This is a genomic window from Deinococcus seoulensis (assembly GCF_014648115.1).
GTDB lineage: Bacteria > Deinococcota > Deinococci > Deinococcales > Deinococcaceae > Deinococcus > Deinococcus seoulensis.
Genome location: NZ_BMQM01000041.1, coordinates 14,174 through 28,617, shown reverse-complemented (window position 1 = coordinate 28,617; position 14,444 = coordinate 14,174). Strand labels below are relative to the sequence as shown.

Genomic DNA, 14,444 nt, shown 5'->3' with positions numbered 1-14,444 from the left:
CTCAAAACATCTTTGGGTGGTTCCGGCACGCCCATCCATCGGCATTCTTATGACAAATGCTCTATAAGCCATTCAATCGGAGTCCGTATGAACGCAGGACAGGGAAGCAGGTCAGCCGGGAGGGAACGGCTGGCCTGCTTCGCGTTGCGTCCAGCCTGGGCGGACGCAGCGTGGGTTTCGGGTCGCTGCGGGTGGGTGTGCGAGGCCGCTGAGCGGGTCCGAACGGGTCCGGCGGGCCGGGCGGGTTTCCTGTGCGGGGGTCAAACCGTCTAAAATGCCTAACGAGCGTTTGCTAGACAGATCGATCAGGGGAGGAGCCGGCCACCGCGCCGCGCCTTCTGCCCCCTGTCAGGAGGCCCCAGCCCATGATTCAACCCTTCACCCCTGAACCCATCCGCTTCGTGGCGGAGGACGGCACGCCGGTCCAGCCGCTGCCCGAGCGGTTCACGCCCGAGCTGCTGCGCGAGCTGCACGCCCTGATGCTGCGCGCCCGTGAATTCGACCGCAAACTCATCACGCTGCTCCGCCAGGGGCGCACGACCTTCTACGCACAGTCCAGCGGCATGGAAGCCACCCAGGTGGGCCTGGCCCGCTCGATCCGCGTGGGCCACGACTGGGTCTGGCCGTACTACCGCGACCACACCCTGGGGCTGGCCATGGGCGTTCCGATGGCCGAACTGCTCAGCCAGTGCCTCGGCACGAACAGCGACTCCTCGCGCGGGCGGCAGATGCCGCACCATTTCGCGGCGCAGGCTCAGAACTTCGTGAGCATCAGTTCCTCCATCGCCTCGCAGGTGCCGCCCGCCGCCGGGAACGCCATGGCGCAGAAGTACCTGGGCGTGGATGAACTCACGGTCTGCACCTTCGGGGACGGCGCGACCAGCGAGGGCGACTGGCACGCCGGACTGAACATGGCCGGCGCCGCCAAGGCCCCCGCGATGTTCGTGTGCGAGAACAACCAGTGGGCGATCAGCACCTCCATCCGCGAGCAGACGGCCAGCGAGACCATTCACATCAAGGCCAAGGCCTACGGCATGCCCGGCTACTACGTGGACGGCAACGACATCGTGGCCGTTATGGAGGTCTGCGCCTACGTGGCCGACCAGATCCGCGCCGGGCATGGTCCCGCGCTCGTCGAGTGCCTGACCTACCGCGTGGGCTCTCACAGCAACGCCGACGCGGACGCCGAGAAGCACTACCGCACCCGTGAGGAGGTCAAGGAGTGGCTGGGCCGCGACCCGATCACCCGCATCGAGAAACTGCTGGAGCATCTGGGCCACCCGGTCAGCGCCGGGGAACGCGCCGCGCTGATCGCCAGCACGCACCGCGAGGTCGACGAGCAGGTGCTGAAGGCCGAGGCGACCGGTCAACCCGACTGGCGGATCATGTTCGAGGACGTGTACGCTGACCTGCCGGGCCACCTGCGCGACCAGGAAGCCTTCCTGCGCGCCGAGCAGACCGGGCAGGCCGGTCAGGGAGGACGGGCATGACCGCCACACAGGAACGCACCCCCACCCAGGGCGCCGCCCCCGACGCCGAAACCGGCACGCGCACCATCAACCTGATTCAGGCCGTGACCGAGACCATCGCCGAGGAGATGGAACGCGACAGCCGCGTCGTGCTGTTCGGCGAGGATGTCGGCGCGCGCGGCGGCGTGTTCATGGCGACCGCCGGCCTTCAGGAACGTTTCGGGCCGCGCCGCGTGTTCGACACGCCCCTGAGCGAGGCCAGCATCGTGGGGGCTGCCGTGGGCATGGCCGTGCGCGGCCTGCGGCCCATCGCGGAAATTCAGTTCGCGGACTACATGGGGCCCGGCTTCGACCAGATCATCTCGCAGGCCGCCAAGATCCGCTACCGGTCGGGCGGGCAGTTCACGGCCCCCATGGTCATCCGCACGCCGTCGGGCGGCGGCGTGAAGGGCGGGCACCACCACAGCCAGAGCCCCGAGAGCTACTACACGCACACGCCGGGCCTGAAGGTCGTGATGCCCAGCACCCCCTACGACGCCAAGGGCCTGCTGCGCAGCGCCGTGCGCGGCGAGGACCCCGTGATCTTCTTCGAACCCAAACGCCTGTACCGCGCCGCCAGGGGCGAGGTGCCCGCCCACGATTACGTTGTGCGGTTCGGCGAGGCCGCCGTGCGCCGCGAGGGCACGGACCTGTCCCTGATCGGCTACGGGGGCGTCATGCCGGACCTGGAAAGGGCCGCCGACGCCCTGGCCGCCGAGGGCGTCAGCGTGGAGGTCATCGACCTGCGCTCGCTGGTGCCGTGGGACAAGGACCGCGTGCTGAGCAGCGTCGAGAAGACCGGCCGCGCCGTGCTGGTCAGCGAGGCGCCGCGCATCAGCAACTTCATGGGCGAGGTCGCGTACGTCATCCAGGAGCAGGTCTTCGATTCCCTGACCGCCCCGGTCGGGCAGGTGGCGGGCTTCGACACGCCGTACCCGTACGTGCAGGACAAGGTGTACCTGCCCGGCCCGAACCGCATCGTGGCCGCATGCGTCCGCGCGCTGAACTACTGACCTCTGCCCGTCATCCACTGCTCCCCTGAAGCCCTTACCCTGAACTCCATGAAACCCGACCTGCTTCGTCCCCTGCTGGGCTCCATCGGCCTGGTGATCGGCTTCGCGCTGTACGCCCTGGCGGGCCGACTGGCCGAACCGTGGCAGAGCGCCTGCATCGGGGGCATGTTCGCCCTGCTGGGCGTCAGCGCCTGGGTGTACGCGCGCGGGGAACGCTGGATTCAGGGACTGGCCCTCCTGCTGATCATCTACGGCCTGCTGCGCGCGTTCGTGCTGCGCTGAAGGCCTCACCCCGAGGTTCCCCATGAAAGAAATCCTGCTGCCTGAACTCGCTGAAAGTGTCGTCGAGGGTGAAATCCTCAAGTGGCTGGTGTCCGAGGGCGACACCATCGTGCTGGAGCAGCCGCTGTGCGAGGTCATGACCGACAAGGTCACGGTGGAACTCCCCAGCCCCGTCGCGGGCGTCCTGCACCGGCGACTGGCGGGGGAGGGTGACGTGGTCGCCGTTCACGCCGCCATCGCCCTGATCGACGAGACCGGCGGGGCCGCCCCCCAGGCGTCTGCCCCAGCGCCCGCCCCCCAGGTAACCGCAACTCAGGCGCCCTCCATTCAGGCTCAGGAGGAACGCGAGCAGATCGCGGGCGCGCAGCAGGACGAGGACCGGGGCGGCAGTATCGTGGAGGCCGGCCACCTGACCGGCAAGCCCGACGACGACGCCAGCAGCCTGTTCAGGGCCTTCGCCTCGGACGAGCAGGTGCAGGTGCAGGGCCTCGGCGTGCGCGGCACCTCCGCTGCGCAGGCCGCTGCCCAGACCGTCACCCAGCCCGCCCGCGCGGACGGCCGGGTGCTGGCCGTGCCCGCCGCACGGCAACTGGCCCGCGAACTGAACGTCACCCTGACCGACGTGCGTGGCAGCGGCCCGAACGGCCGTATCCGTGTCGGGGACGTGCTCGCGCACCATCAGGCAAGCTCGGCTGCACCCGCCACCGCTTCCACGGGCACCGCTGCACCTGCCGCCGCTTCCACCGGCACGGCGGCGCCGGTCGCGGCTGCGACCCCGGCAGCTCAGGCCGCCCCGCCTGCCGCTCCGGCCGCGAAGGGTGCCGGTGGGATGCCGGTCGCGCCCGTGCAGTACCGCACGCCCAGGGGCTACGAGCACCTGGAAGACCGCGTGCCGCTGCGGGGCATGCGCCGCGCCATCAGCAACCAGATGCAGGCCAGTCACCTGTACACCGTGCGGACCCTGACGGTGGACGAGGTGAACCTGACCAAGCTCGTGGAGTTCCGCGCCCGCGTGAAGGACGACGCGGCGGCCGCCGGGGTGAAACTGTCGTACCTGCCGTTCATCTTCCGGGCAGTCGCGGCGGCGCTGCGCAAGTACCCGAGCCTGAACACGTCCTTCGACGAGGCCACGCAGGAGATCGTGCAGAAGCGCTACTACAACGTCGGCATGGCGGTCGCCACGGACGCGGGCCTGACCGTGCCGGTCATCCGGGACGTGAACCACAAGAGCCTGTTCGATCTGGCGCGCGAGGTCACCGACGTGGCCGCGCGGGCGCAGGCCGGGAAACTCCAGGCGGACGAACTGGCGGGCAGCACGTTCAGCGTCACGAACATCGGGTCCATCGGGGCGCTGTTCTCGTTCCCGATCATCAACGTGCCGGACGCCGCGATTCTGGGCGTGCATTCCATCGTGAAGCGCCCCATCGTGGACGAGTACGACAACATCGTCGTGGCGCACATGATGTACCTGAGCCTGTCGTTCGATCACCGCCTCGTGGACGGCGCCGAGGCCGCGCGCTTCTGCAAGGAAGTGATCCGCCTGCTGGAAAACCCGGACCGCCTGATGCTCGAAGCCCTCTGAAGCCAGGAGAAGAGGAGGCCGGGGCCGCCGCGTCCGGGCCTCCTCTCTGTATGCCTGTATGCAGGCTCCCTGCGTGCTGGCACAGCCTGAAGGTGCGCTCCTCATACGGATTCCGTTTGTTTCGCTGACAATCCGGAACGGCACCGGATTGCCAGCTTCACGTCCGGAACCCTTTTCTCTCCTGCTCGCATCCGCTCGGATTGAATGGCCTTTGCAGTCCATTCAATCGGAGTCCGTATCACTTGCGAGCCTTCAGGCTTCGTGGGCAATTGCGGCGGGGATTTCAGCGGCGCGTCAGGTCCGCACGGTACGCTGGGCAATCACAGGGCAGTCCCCGCGGCTGACCTGCCGCCCCCCTACCCTCCTCACTGGCCCCGCGTGGCCTGCCCCGTTACTGGAGACTTCCCGACCATCATGCCCAAGTTTGCTGCTCTGCTTCTGCCTGCCCTGCTGCTGTTCACGCCCGCACACGCCCTGAAGATCAGCGTGTGGGACAACGAACTGCAGACCAAACTGGGTGACGGTGAGAGCAGCGGCAACCAGCTGAAACTGCGGCTGGTCGGGGATTACAGCGGGCCGGTCGTGGTGCTGTTCGCCCCCAGTGACGAGGAACGCGCCCGGAACGCCTTCCCGGCGCTGAAGAGCCGGTACAGCGGCGTGCTGCGCGGCGGCCAGCTGGACCTGCAACTGGACGGCGGTCCGCAGAGCGTCACGCGGTTCCTGAACAGCTTCAGGTTGAACGTGACGTTGCAGGTGCCGGGCACGCCCGTGACCCTGCCGGGCCTGAAAGCCGCGCCCGCCAACAAGAAGTGAAGGATGGCCCGGCGGGGTTCATCAGGATTCATCAAGTTCGCGGTCTGGTGGGCACGCTAGGATTCAGTCGAGACCGTACCTACCCTCACGTTTCATGGCGGCGCGTCACGGGCTGCCGCACAAGGAGAAAGTCATGCTGGCCCAGATTCTTGTTGTCGAAGACGATCCGCACCTCGGGCCGATGCTCAAGGAGTACCTGTCGGGCGAGTACCAGGTGCAGCACGCTGCGACCCTGAAGGACGCGCAGGCGTGGCTGGGCACCCACACCGCGCAGCTGATCCTGCTGGACCTGAACCTGCCGGACGGCGACGGCCTGGACCTCGTGCAGGCGCTGCGGCAGTACTCCAGCACGCCGGTGCTGGTGCTCTCGGCGCGTAGCGGCGTGCAGGAGCGCGTGGCGGGCCTGAACGCCGGCGCGGACGATTACCTGACCAAGCCGTTCGCCATGCCGGAACTCGACGCGCGTATCACGGCGCTGCTGCGGCGCACGGCGGCCGGGTCGGGCGTGAACCTGGGAAACACCAGCCTCTCGACCAGCAGTCTGCTGCTGACGGTGGACGATAAGCACACCAACCTGACTGAGCACGAGGCCCGCATCCTGGAACTGATGATGCGCACGCCCGAGCGGGTGTTCTCACGCGCGGACATCGAGTCTCACCTGTACGGCTGGGAGACGCCGAACAGCAACTCGGTCGAGGTGCGCATCTCGCAGTTGCGCAAGAAACTGGAGCACGCGGGCAGTGACCTGCGAATCCGCACGATCCGCAACGTCGGGTACGTGCTGCAGGCCTGATGACCCCGGCCGCGCGGCCCGTGACGCCCCCGGACGGGACGCGGCGGGCCGCGCTGCTGGTTCCCGGCGCGGGGCTCGTATCGGCGCGGGTCGCGTGGCGGCACAGCCTGCGGTTCCGGCTGGCCCTGACGTACAGCCTGCTGGCCCTGGCGCTGATCCTGCTGACCAGCCTGGGCGTGGTCACGCTGCTGCTCTCGCGCATGGATCAGCAGTTCACGGACCGGCTGGACGAGCGCGCCGACACGCTGGCAGAAGCCTTCACGACCGGCGGTGGCGGGCTGGGCCGCGCGGCCAGCGGTCCCGGCGCGTACACCATGCTGATCGACCAGGGCGGGAACGTGGTCGTGACCAGCCCCGCGCTGCGCGCCTACGTGGACTCGCCGGATCCGTTCGGCGCGCAGTCCCCGGTGTCGTTGCAGGACACGTCGGTGCGGGCGGTGCGGCGGCCCGTGGGGGATTTCGGGACGCTGTGGGTGGGCCTGCCGGAAGAGGACCTGATCGCCGCGCGGCAGAGTGCCCTGAGCGCACTGCTGCTGGCGCTGATCGTGGCCCCGCTGCTGCTGCTGCTGACCGGCTGGTGGGTGGGCCGCCGCGCCCTGAGCGGGCTGGAGCATGCCGCGAACCTCGCCGACCGTATCGACCCGACCCGCAGTCTCGCCACGCTGCCGTTGCCGGCGCAGGAGGACGAGGTTCACCGCCTGCTGACGGCCATCAACCGCCTGCTGGTCCGCATCGAGGACGGACAGGCGCGTGAAAAGCAACTGCTGGGGCAGATCGTGCATGAGCTGGGCGCGCCGCTGACCGTCCTGAAGGCCAGCCTGCAACGCGCCGAGGAACGCACCAACGACCCGGAAGTGCAGCGGGCCTCGCTGGTCGCGGACGAACTGACCTTCACCACGCAGGACCTGATGCAACTGGCACGCGGGGAACTGGAGATGAAACTCGCGTGGCATTACATCCCGGCCCGGACGTTGCGGGGCCGCGTGGACCGGCTGGTGCCCGGCACGACCTTCACGGGCGACTGGACGGGCGGCATCCTGTGCGACCCGGACCGGCTGACGCAGGCGCTGCGGAACCTGCTGGCGAACGCCCGCCGCGCTGCCGGAGCGGACGGCACCGTCACCCTGAACCTGACCGAGACGCCTGAGTGGCTGACCTTCACGGTGCGGGACAGCGGGCCGGGCCTGCCGCCGGAACTGGGCGAGCAGATCTTCCAGCCGTTCGTGAGCGGGGCGGGCAGCAGCGGCCTGGGCCTGAGCGTGTCCCGGCAGATCGCGCTGATGCACGGCGGCACCCTGACCGGCGAGAACCACCCGCAGGGGGGCGCGCTGTTCACGCTGGCGATTCCCGGCGCGGCCCTGGGCGACGAGAGCGACGAACCGGACGAGGTGCAGGAGAACGGACCGCTGAACGAACCGCCCCTCCCCGCCCGCCCCTGAAGTCAGGGCGGCCCGGCACCCCCCACCGGGCGGAGCGCATTCCGCTCCCGCGCAGTCTGGCACGGACCGTATGCTGACCGGGTGACCAGTCGTCCCCTGTTCGCTGATCTGCACGCCCCCACGCCGCACGAGGAACTGCTGGCGCTGCTGACCCTGCGCTTCACGCCGGGGCTGGGGCCGCGCCGCACCGAGAGCCTGCGCGCGCACTTCGGATCGGCTCACGCGGCGCTGCGCGCCCCACGCAGCGAACTGCGCGGCGTGCCGGGCCTGGACACCCGCAGTCTGGCTGCCATCGGCACCCCGAAAGCCGCCGAGCAGGCGCAGGCGGAACTGACCGGGGCCGCGCGGCTGGGCGTGACCCTGCTGGGCCGCGGCCTGGACGGCTACCCGCCCGCCCTGGACGCCCTGGAGGACGCCCCGGCGGTGCTGTGGGTGCTGGGCGACCTGCCGGACCTGCCGGTCGTGCCGCGCGCCATCGGGATCGTGGGCACGCGCGCCGCCAGTCCTCACGCAGTGTCGCTGACCCGCACGGTCGCGGCGGACCTGGCCCGCGCGGGCGTGGTCGTGGTCAGCGGACTGGCGCGCGGGATCGACACGGCGGCGCACGGCGCGGCAGTCGAGGCGGGCGGCGTGAGTGTGGGCGTGCTGGGCAGCGCCGTGAACGTCATCTACCCCCGCGAGAACGAGCGGCTGGCCGAACAGCTCACGCTGATCAGCGAGTACCCCCTAGGGACCGGTCCCGCGCAGCATCACTTCCCGACCCGCAACCGCCTGATCGCCGCCCTGAGCGCCGGGACACTGGTCGTCGAGGGCGAACGCAAGAGCGGGTCGCTGATCACCGCCACACACGCCCTGGAGTGCGGGCGCACCGTGTTCGCCGTGCCGGGCCGCGCCGGGGACCCGCGCGCCGCCGGGCCGCACGCCCTGATCCGCGACGGCGCCGTCCTGACCGAATCCGCCGCCGACATCCTGAACGAGTTCGGGTGGGGCAGCGTGCCGCAGCAACCGCCCCTGAACCTCCCGCCCGAGCAGGCGCAGGTGCTGGCCGCCATCAACGCGCCCGCCACCCTGGACGACCTTCAGGCCCGCGCGCGGCTGCCCATGCCGGACGTGCAGACCGCGCTGGTCATGCTGCAACTCGCCGGACTGGTCGAGGAGGTCGGCGGCCGCTGGAGCAGACGCTGACGGCACGGCCCCGGCAGGATCAGCCGTGCTGCGGCCCGAAGTCCTTCTCCACCGTCACGCGCGGCGGACCATTCAGGGTCACGCCCTCGTGCGCGGGATCGTTCAGGGTGGACAGCTGGCCCAGCAGTCCGGCACGCAGGCTGCCTGCACGACCTTCGAGTACGTCGGTGTGCGGGTCGAGTTGCAGCGTCCAGCCTCCGCCGGGCCATTCGACGCGGGTTTCGAGGACCTCGCCGCGCGTCAGGGCCGCGAGTTCCAGATCGTCGATGCGGGCGCGGACGCGGCCCGATATGAACCTCACCTTCATGGGTGACAGGATAGGCGCATGGACATCCTGATTCTGGGCGGCACGCAGTTCGTGGGTCGGCACATCGTGCTGGCGTTCCTGGCGGGTGGGCACCGCGTGAGCATCCTGACGCGCGGGCAGTCCCCGGACGAGTTGCCAGCCGGGGTCGAGCGGCTGCGCGGCGACCGGGCCGAGGCGGGCGGACTGGACACCCTGTCGGGCCGCCGCTGGGACGCCTGCGTGGATGTCAGCGGGTACACCCCGGCGGCCGTGCAGGCGAGTGCGGCGGAGCTGCGGGACCGGGTGAACCGCTACGTGTTTGTCAGCACGGTCAGCGTGTACGCCGAGCCGGGCCGTCACCCGGTGCGGGAGGACGACCCGCTGCTGCCTCCGGCGCCCGCCGACCAGACCGAGGTGACGGGCGCCAGTTACGGCCCGCTGAAGGTGGCCTGCGAGCAGATCGTGCAGGAGGTGTTCGGGGACCGCGCCACCATCCTGCGGCCGCAGATCGTGGCGGGGCCGTTCGATCACACGGCCCGCTACCCGTACTGGCCGGACCGGGCGGCCGGTGGGGGAGGGGAGACCCTGCTGCCCGGCGACGGTGAGGACCACGTGCAGGTGATCGACGCGCGTGACCTCGCCGCGTTCACGGTGCGCGCGGTCGAGCAGGACGTGGGTGGCGTGTTCAACGTGGCAGGGCCGCGCCTGAGCTGGGCGCACTTCGCGGGCGTGCTGGGCATCCGTCAACCCGTATGGGTCCCGGCGGACGCCCTGGAACGCCTGGGCCTGGGCTTCCGCGAGTTACCGCTGTTCATCCCGGAGAGTGGCGAGCAGGCAGGCCTGATGGACGTGGATGCCGGGCGCGCCCTGGCGTCGGGCCTGACCCTGCGCGGCCCGGAGGTGACGGCCCGTGACACCCGTGCCTGGAGTGCCGGGGCCGCCCTGACCTACGCCCTGACGCCGGAACGCGAGGCACAGGCGCTGGCTGCCTGGAGAGAAGAACAGGCCGGGTAGAGACGGAAAGAACACCCGACGCCCCGGCTTCTCTCCAGTGTAGCCCCGAGAGAAGCCGGGCCGGGTGGTATGCTGACCCCCGCTTCAAGAGTGCCTTAAGGGAGGTGCGCCTTATCTCGCAGGAAATCTGGGCGGACGTGCTTGGGTACGTCCGCAAGAACATTTCAGAGGTGGAATACCACACCTGGTTCGCCCCCGTGAAAAACCTCGGCGTGCAGGAAGGATCGCTGGTGCTGGGCGTGCGGAACTCGTTCGCGCAGGAGTGGTTCCGCAAGCATTACCTGGAGTTGCTGGAAGACGCGCTGCGCAGTCTGGGCGCGCAGAATCCGCAGGTGAGCTTCCAGGTGCTGCCGGCCGCGCAGGACGCGCTGCTGCTGCCCAGCGACCCGCCGCCGCCCCCACCCGCCCCGGCTGGACGCGCGGCCCCGGCGCCCGCGCCCGTCGAGAACCGCAAGGTCCTGAACCCCAAGTACACCTTCGAGAATTTCGTGGTGGGGCCAAACAACAACCTCGCGCACGCGGCGGCGCTGGCCGTCGCGGAGTCGCCCGGCAAGGCGTACAACCCGCTGTTCATCTACGGCGACGTCGGGCTGGGCAAGACCCACCTGATGCACGCGGTCGGGCATTACATGACCGAACGCTTTCCGGGCAAGCGCATCGAGTACGTCTCGACCGAGTCGTTCACGAACGACCTGATCAACGCGATCCGCGAGGACCGCATGACGCAGTTCCGGAACCGTTACCGCAGCGTGGATCTGCTGCTGGTCGACGATATTCAGTTCCTGGCCGGCAAGGAGCGCACGCAGGAGGAGTTCTTCCATACCTTCAACGCGCTGTACGAGAACCACAAGCAGATCATCCTGAGTTCCGACCGGCCGCCGAAGGACATCCAGACGCTGGAGGGGCGGCTTCGCAGCCGGTTCGAGTGGGGTCTGATCACGGACATCCAGTCGCCGGAGTACGAGACGCGCGTGGCGATCCTGAAGATGAACGCCGAGCACAACCGCATCGACATTCCGCAGGAGGTGCTGGAACTGATCGCGCGGCAGGTGACGACCAACATCCGTGAGCTGGAGGGCGCGCTGATGCGGGTGGTGGCGTTCTGTAGCCTGAACAACGTGCCCTTTTCGCGGGCGGTGGCGGCCAAGGCGCTGAGCAACGTGTTCACGCCGCAGGAAGTCAAGGTCGAGATGATGGATGTGCTCAAGCAGGTGGCGGCGCACTACAACATGCCGCCGGACGTGATCCGTGGGTCCGGGCGGGTGCGTGAGGTGGTGCTGCCGCGTCAGGTGGCGCAGTACCTGATCCGTGAGTTGACGGATCACTCACTGCCGGAAATCGGTCAGTTTTTCGGGCGGGATCATTCGACCGTGATGCATGCCATCAGTAAAGTGACGGAGCAGGTGGGCCGCGAACCCGAGATCACGGCGGCGGTCGAGACCCTGCGCCGCAAGATGCAGGGTCTGGAAGACGACGAATATGATACATAATACTGGCATTGTTTTTGTGAAGGGGCAGAATAAGTTCCAAATTCCGTTCCAAAACCGTGTGCGCAGTTTCACAAGCTGTGGATAACCCTGTGGATAACCTGTGGATAACCCCGTTTTTTCTGTGGATAAAATTGTGGATAACCCGGTCTCCTCAGACCCCTGTGGATAACCCCCGATTTTGTCCACAGGTTATCCACAGGAAAGTGCCACTTATCCACAATTTTGTCCACAGGGCAAACCCGCGCTGAGCGCACCTCCAGACCGCTTTTCCACAGTTTCCACAGGCCCTATTACTACTACTACTATCTTTTTTTAATATAAGAACAGATAAAAGATAGGACCCAGACAGAGAGGCATGCCATGAACGTACACGTCACCAAAAAAATTCTCAGTGAGGGGCTCGGTCTCCTCGAACGCGTGGTTCCCAGTCGCAGCAGCAACCCCCTCCTCACAGCCCTGAAAGTCGAGGCCACCGAGGCCGGTCTGACCCTCAGCGGCACCAACCTCGAAATCGACCTGTCCTGCTTCGTCCCGGCGGAAATCCGTGACCCGCAGAACTTCGTGGTCCCTGCCCACCTGTTCGCGCAGATCGTCCGCAACCTGGGCGGCGAACTGGTCGAACTGGAACTCAGCGGCGCGGAACTGGCTGTCCGTGCCGGCGGCTCGGACTTCAAGCTCCAGACCGGCGACCTAGACGCCTACCCGCCCCTGAGTTTCCCCTCGCAGGCCGACGTGAGCCTGGATGCCACGGAACTGGCCCGCGCCTTCTCCAGCGTGCGCTATGCCGCCAGCAACGAGGCCTTCCAGGCCGTGTTCCGCGGCATCAAACTCGAGCACCGGCCCGAGGGCGCGCGCGTGGTCGCCTCGGACGGGTACCGCGTGGCCATCCGGGACTTTCCGGCCAGCGGGGACGGCCGCAACCTGATCATCCCGGCCCGCAGCGTCGACGAACTGATCCGCGTGCTCAAGGACGGCGAGGCCCGCTTCACGTACGGCGACGGCATGCTGAGCGTCACGACCGACCGCGTGCACATGAACCTGAAACTGCTCGACGGTGACTTCCCGGATTACGAACGGGTGATTCCCAAGGACATCAAGCTGCAGGTCACGCTGCCCGCCACCGCCCTGAAGGAGGCCGTGAACCGCGTGGCCGTGCTGGCCGACAAGAACGCCAACAACCGCGTGGAATTCCTGGTGTCCGAGGGCAAGTTGCGTCTGGCGGCCGAGGGTGATTACGGCCGCGCGCAGGACACCCTGGAGGTGGTGCAGGGTGGCACAGAGCCCGCCATGAGCCTCGCGTTCAACGCCCGGCATGTTCTGGATGCGCTGGGGCCGATCGAGGGTGAGGCCGAACTGCTGTTCAGCGGCTCCACCAGCCCCGCTATCTTCCGCGCGGCGGGTGGGGGCGGGTACATGGCGGTCATGGTCACGCTGCGCGTCTGAGGGGCCTGTGGACGCCCGCACGGGCCTGTCATGTGGGCGTCCACACCCACGGATCTCCGGTGGGCCGCGTGAGACGGACTCCGATTGAATGGCTTACAAAGCCGTTCAATCCGAGCGGATGCGAGTGGGAACAAACGGAATCCGTATGAGACGCGCCAGGTGTCCGGTTCGTTAGACCGGGTGCACCGTTTCATGACCTGAGCCGCTTATAGTGTCTGAAGTACACCTACTCGACCGGTGGTCCCGCCACACGGCAGCCCGGCGGCGGGAGGCAACCCCAACCTCGGAGGAATGAGCGATGAAGATTGAGAAAGTGATTGCCCGTGAAGTGCTGGACTCGCGCGGGAACCCCACCGTGGAAGCCGAAGTGCACCTCGACAGCGGTTTTTCCGGCCGCGCCATCGTCCCCTCGGGCGCCAGCACCGGCACCCACGAGGCCCTCGAACTGCGTGACGGCGGCAGCCGCTACCTCGGCAAGGGCGTCCTGAAGGCCGTCGCGAACGTCAATGAGGCGCTCGGGCCGGCCGTGGTCGGCATGGACGCCAGCGAACAGGCCGCCATCGACGCCGCCATGATGGCCGTCGACGGCACCCCCAACAAGGGCAGCATGGGCGGCAACGCCATCCTGGCTGTCAGCCTCGCGACCGCCCGCGCCGCCGCCGCCGAACTGGACATCCCGCTGTACCGTTACCTGGGTGGCAGCAACGCCAAGACCCTGCCGGTCCCGATGATGAACGTCATCAACGGCGGCGCGCACGCCGACAACTCCGTGGACTTCCAGGAGTTCATGGTCATGCCGGTCGGTGCGCCGACCTTCCGCGAGGCGCTGCGCTACGGCGCCGAGACCTTCCACAGCCTCAAGAAGGTCCTGTCCGCCAAGGGTTACAACACCAACGTCGGTGACGAGGGCGGCTTCGCCCCCGACCTCAAGAGCAACGAGGAGGCGCTGGACGTGCTGCTCGAGGCGATCGAGAAGGCCGGGTACGAGCCGGGTAAGGACATCGCCATCGCGCTGGACCCGGCCGTGACCGAACTGTTCAAGGACGGCAAGTACCACCTCGAATCTGAGGGGCGTGTCCTCTCAACCGCCGAGATGGTGGACTTCTGGGCCGACTGGGCGCAGCGTTACCCGATCGTGAGCATCGAGGACGGCCTCGCCGAGGACGACTGGGACGGCTGGGCGCAGCTGACCGCCAAGATCGGGGACCGCGTGCAACTGGTCGGTGACGACCTGTTCGTGACCAACCCCGAGCGTCTGCAGCGCGGCATCGACACCAAGGTCGGCAACGCCATCCTGGTGAAGGTCAACCAGATCGGCAGCCTGACCGAGTCGATGGACGCCATCGAACTGGCCAAGCGTCACCACTACGGCACGATCATCAGCCACCGCAGCGGGGAGTCCGAGGACGCCTTCATCGCGGATCTGGCGGTCGCCACGAACGCCGGGCAGATCAAGACCGGTTCGGCCAGCCGCTCTGACCGCATCGCCAAGTACAACCAGCTGCTGCGCATCGAGGACGCCCTCGGTGACCGCGCGGTGTACCCGGGCCGTAAAGCCCTGCGTTAAGGGCGTTGCCGGGCGGCGTGGGGTGATCC

13 protein-coding genes are annotated in these 14,444 nt (G+C 68.2%); 12 read left to right on the top strand and 1 reads right to left on the bottom strand.

The genetic code is table 11. From position 1 onward, the window contains the following. The first annotated feature begins 365 nt into the window (after nt 1-365). The 8 genes from IEY70_RS18815 (at nt 366) to dprA (ending at nt 8,615) form a co-directional block, all read left to right on the top strand. The gene (locus tag IEY70_RS18815; RefSeq protein WP_189066562.1) at nt 366-1,490 is read left to right on the top strand and encodes a thiamine pyrophosphate-dependent dehydrogenase E1 component subunit alpha; all 1,125 of its coding nucleotides are present in this window, start codon (nt 366-368) and stop codon (nt 1,488-1,490) included. Continuing rightward, nucleotides 1,487-2,521 (top strand): alpha-ketoacid dehydrogenase subunit beta, encoded by a 1,035-nt coding sequence (locus IEY70_RS18810; RefSeq protein WP_189066561.1) that lies wholly within the window; start codon nt 1,487-1,489, stop codon nt 2,519-2,521. Before IEY70_RS18815 ends, IEY70_RS18810 begins: the two co-directional genes overlap by 4 nt. 48 nt (nt 2,522-2,569) lie before the next feature. Beyond that, complete coding sequence (locus IEY70_RS18805) at nt 2,570-2,803, top strand: hypothetical protein (RefSeq protein WP_189066560.1); 234 nt, start codon at nt 2,570-2,572, stop codon at nt 2,801-2,803. Between the two features lie 22 nt (nt 2,804-2,825). Beyond that, nucleotides 2,826-4,385: a dihydrolipoamide acetyltransferase family protein gene (locus IEY70_RS18800; RefSeq protein WP_189066559.1), complete on the top strand. Its 1,560-nt coding sequence runs from the start codon at nt 2,826-2,828 to the stop codon at nt 4,383-4,385. A gap of 414 nt (nt 4,386-4,799) precedes the next feature. Continuing rightward, nucleotides 4,800-5,198 (top strand): hypothetical protein, encoded by a 399-nt coding sequence (locus IEY70_RS18795; protein WP_189066558.1) that lies wholly within the window; start codon nt 4,800-4,802, stop codon nt 5,196-5,198. Nucleotides 5,199-5,331: 133 nt separating this feature from the next. Continuing rightward, complete coding sequence (locus IEY70_RS18790) at nt 5,332-5,991, top strand: response regulator transcription factor (protein ID WP_189066565.1); 660 nt, start codon at nt 5,332-5,334, stop codon at nt 5,989-5,991. Further along, a complete protein-coding gene (locus IEY70_RS18785; protein WP_189066557.1) occupies nt 5,991-7,430 on the top strand; it encodes a sensor histidine kinase in 1,440 nt (479 codons plus the stop codon). Before IEY70_RS18790 ends, IEY70_RS18785 begins: the two co-directional genes overlap by 1 nt. Nucleotides 7,431-7,511: 81 nt before the next feature. Continuing rightward, a complete protein-coding gene (gene dprA / locus IEY70_RS18780) occupies nt 7,512-8,615 on the top strand; it encodes a DNA-processing protein DprA (protein ID WP_229778082.1) in 1,104 nt (367 codons plus the stop codon). Between the two features lie 19 nt (nt 8,616-8,634). On the opposite strand, the gene IEY70_RS18775 is transcribed toward dprA, so the two are convergent. Beyond that, nucleotides 8,635-8,922: a hypothetical protein gene (locus IEY70_RS18775; protein ID WP_189066556.1), complete on the bottom strand. Its 288-nt coding sequence runs from the start codon at nt 8,920-8,922 to the stop codon at nt 8,635-8,637. Nucleotides 8,923-8,940: 18 nt separating this feature from the next. Here IEY70_RS18775 and IEY70_RS18770 point away from each other — a divergent pair, with 18 nt between their 5' ends. The 4 genes from IEY70_RS18770 (at nt 8,941) to eno (ending at nt 14,415) form a co-directional block, all read left to right on the top strand. Beyond that, nucleotides 8,941-9,915, top strand: coding sequence for an NAD-dependent epimerase/dehydratase family protein (locus IEY70_RS18770; protein WP_189066555.1), 975 nt, complete (start codon nt 8,941-8,943; stop codon nt 9,913-9,915). Between the two features lie 113 nt (nt 9,916-10,028). Next, complete coding sequence (dnaA, locus tag IEY70_RS18765) at nt 10,029-11,405, top strand: chromosomal replication initiator protein DnaA (RefSeq protein ID WP_189066563.1); 1,377 nt, start codon at nt 10,029-10,031, stop codon at nt 11,403-11,405. A gap of 360 nt (nt 11,406-11,765) precedes the next feature. Continuing rightward, the gene (dnaN, locus tag IEY70_RS18760; RefSeq protein ID WP_189066554.1) at nt 11,766-12,848 is read left to right on the top strand and encodes a DNA polymerase III subunit beta; all 1,083 of its coding nucleotides are present in this window, start codon (nt 11,766-11,768) and stop codon (nt 12,846-12,848) included. A 298-nt stretch (nt 12,849-13,146) separates the two neighbouring features. Beyond that, the gene (gene eno / locus IEY70_RS18755; protein ID WP_189066553.1) at nt 13,147-14,415 is read left to right on the top strand and encodes a phosphopyruvate hydratase; all 1,269 of its coding nucleotides are present in this window, start codon (nt 13,147-13,149) and stop codon (nt 14,413-14,415) included. Nucleotides 14,416-14,444 lie beyond the last annotated feature (29 nt).

Excerpts from the sequence above, each read along its gene's own strand:
- IEY70_RS18805 (WP_189066560.1), top strand. The coding sequence starts at position 2,570 with ATGAAACCCGACCTGCTTCGTCCCCTGCTGGGCTCCATCGGCCTGGTG.
- IEY70_RS18775 (WP_189066556.1), bottom strand. The coding sequence starts at position 8,922 with ATGAAGGTGAGGTTCATATCGGGCCGCGTCCGCGCCCGCATCGACGAT.
- IEY70_RS18795 (WP_189066558.1), top strand. The coding sequence starts at position 4,800 with ATGCCCAAGTTTGCTGCTCTGCTTCTGCCTGCCCTGCTGCTGTTCACG.
- dnaN (WP_189066554.1), top strand. The coding sequence starts at position 11,766 with ATGAACGTACACGTCACCAAAAAAATTCTCAGTGAGGGGCTCGGTCTC.
- eno (WP_189066553.1), top strand. The coding sequence starts at position 13,147 with ATGAAGATTGAGAAAGTGATTGCCCGTGAAGTGCTGGACTCGCGCGGG.
- IEY70_RS18800 (WP_189066559.1), top strand. The coding sequence starts at position 2,826 with ATGAAAGAAATCCTGCTGCCTGAACTCGCTGAAAGTGTCGTCGAGGGT.
- IEY70_RS18790 (WP_189066565.1), top strand. The coding sequence starts at position 5,332 with ATGCTGGCCCAGATTCTTGTTGTCGAAGACGATCCGCACCTCGGGCCG.
- IEY70_RS18815 (WP_189066562.1), top strand. The coding sequence starts at position 366 with ATGATTCAACCCTTCACCCCTGAACCCATCCGCTTCGTGGCGGAGGAC.
- IEY70_RS18810 (WP_189066561.1), top strand. The coding sequence starts at position 1,487 with ATGACCGCCACACAGGAACGCACCCCCACCCAGGGCGCCGCCCCCGAC.
- IEY70_RS18785 (WP_189066557.1), top strand. The coding sequence starts at position 5,991 with ATGACCCCGGCCGCGCGGCCCGTGACGCCCCCGGACGGGACGCGGCGG.
- IEY70_RS18770 (WP_189066555.1), top strand. The coding sequence starts at position 8,941 with ATGGACATCCTGATTCTGGGCGGCACGCAGTTCGTGGGTCGGCACATC.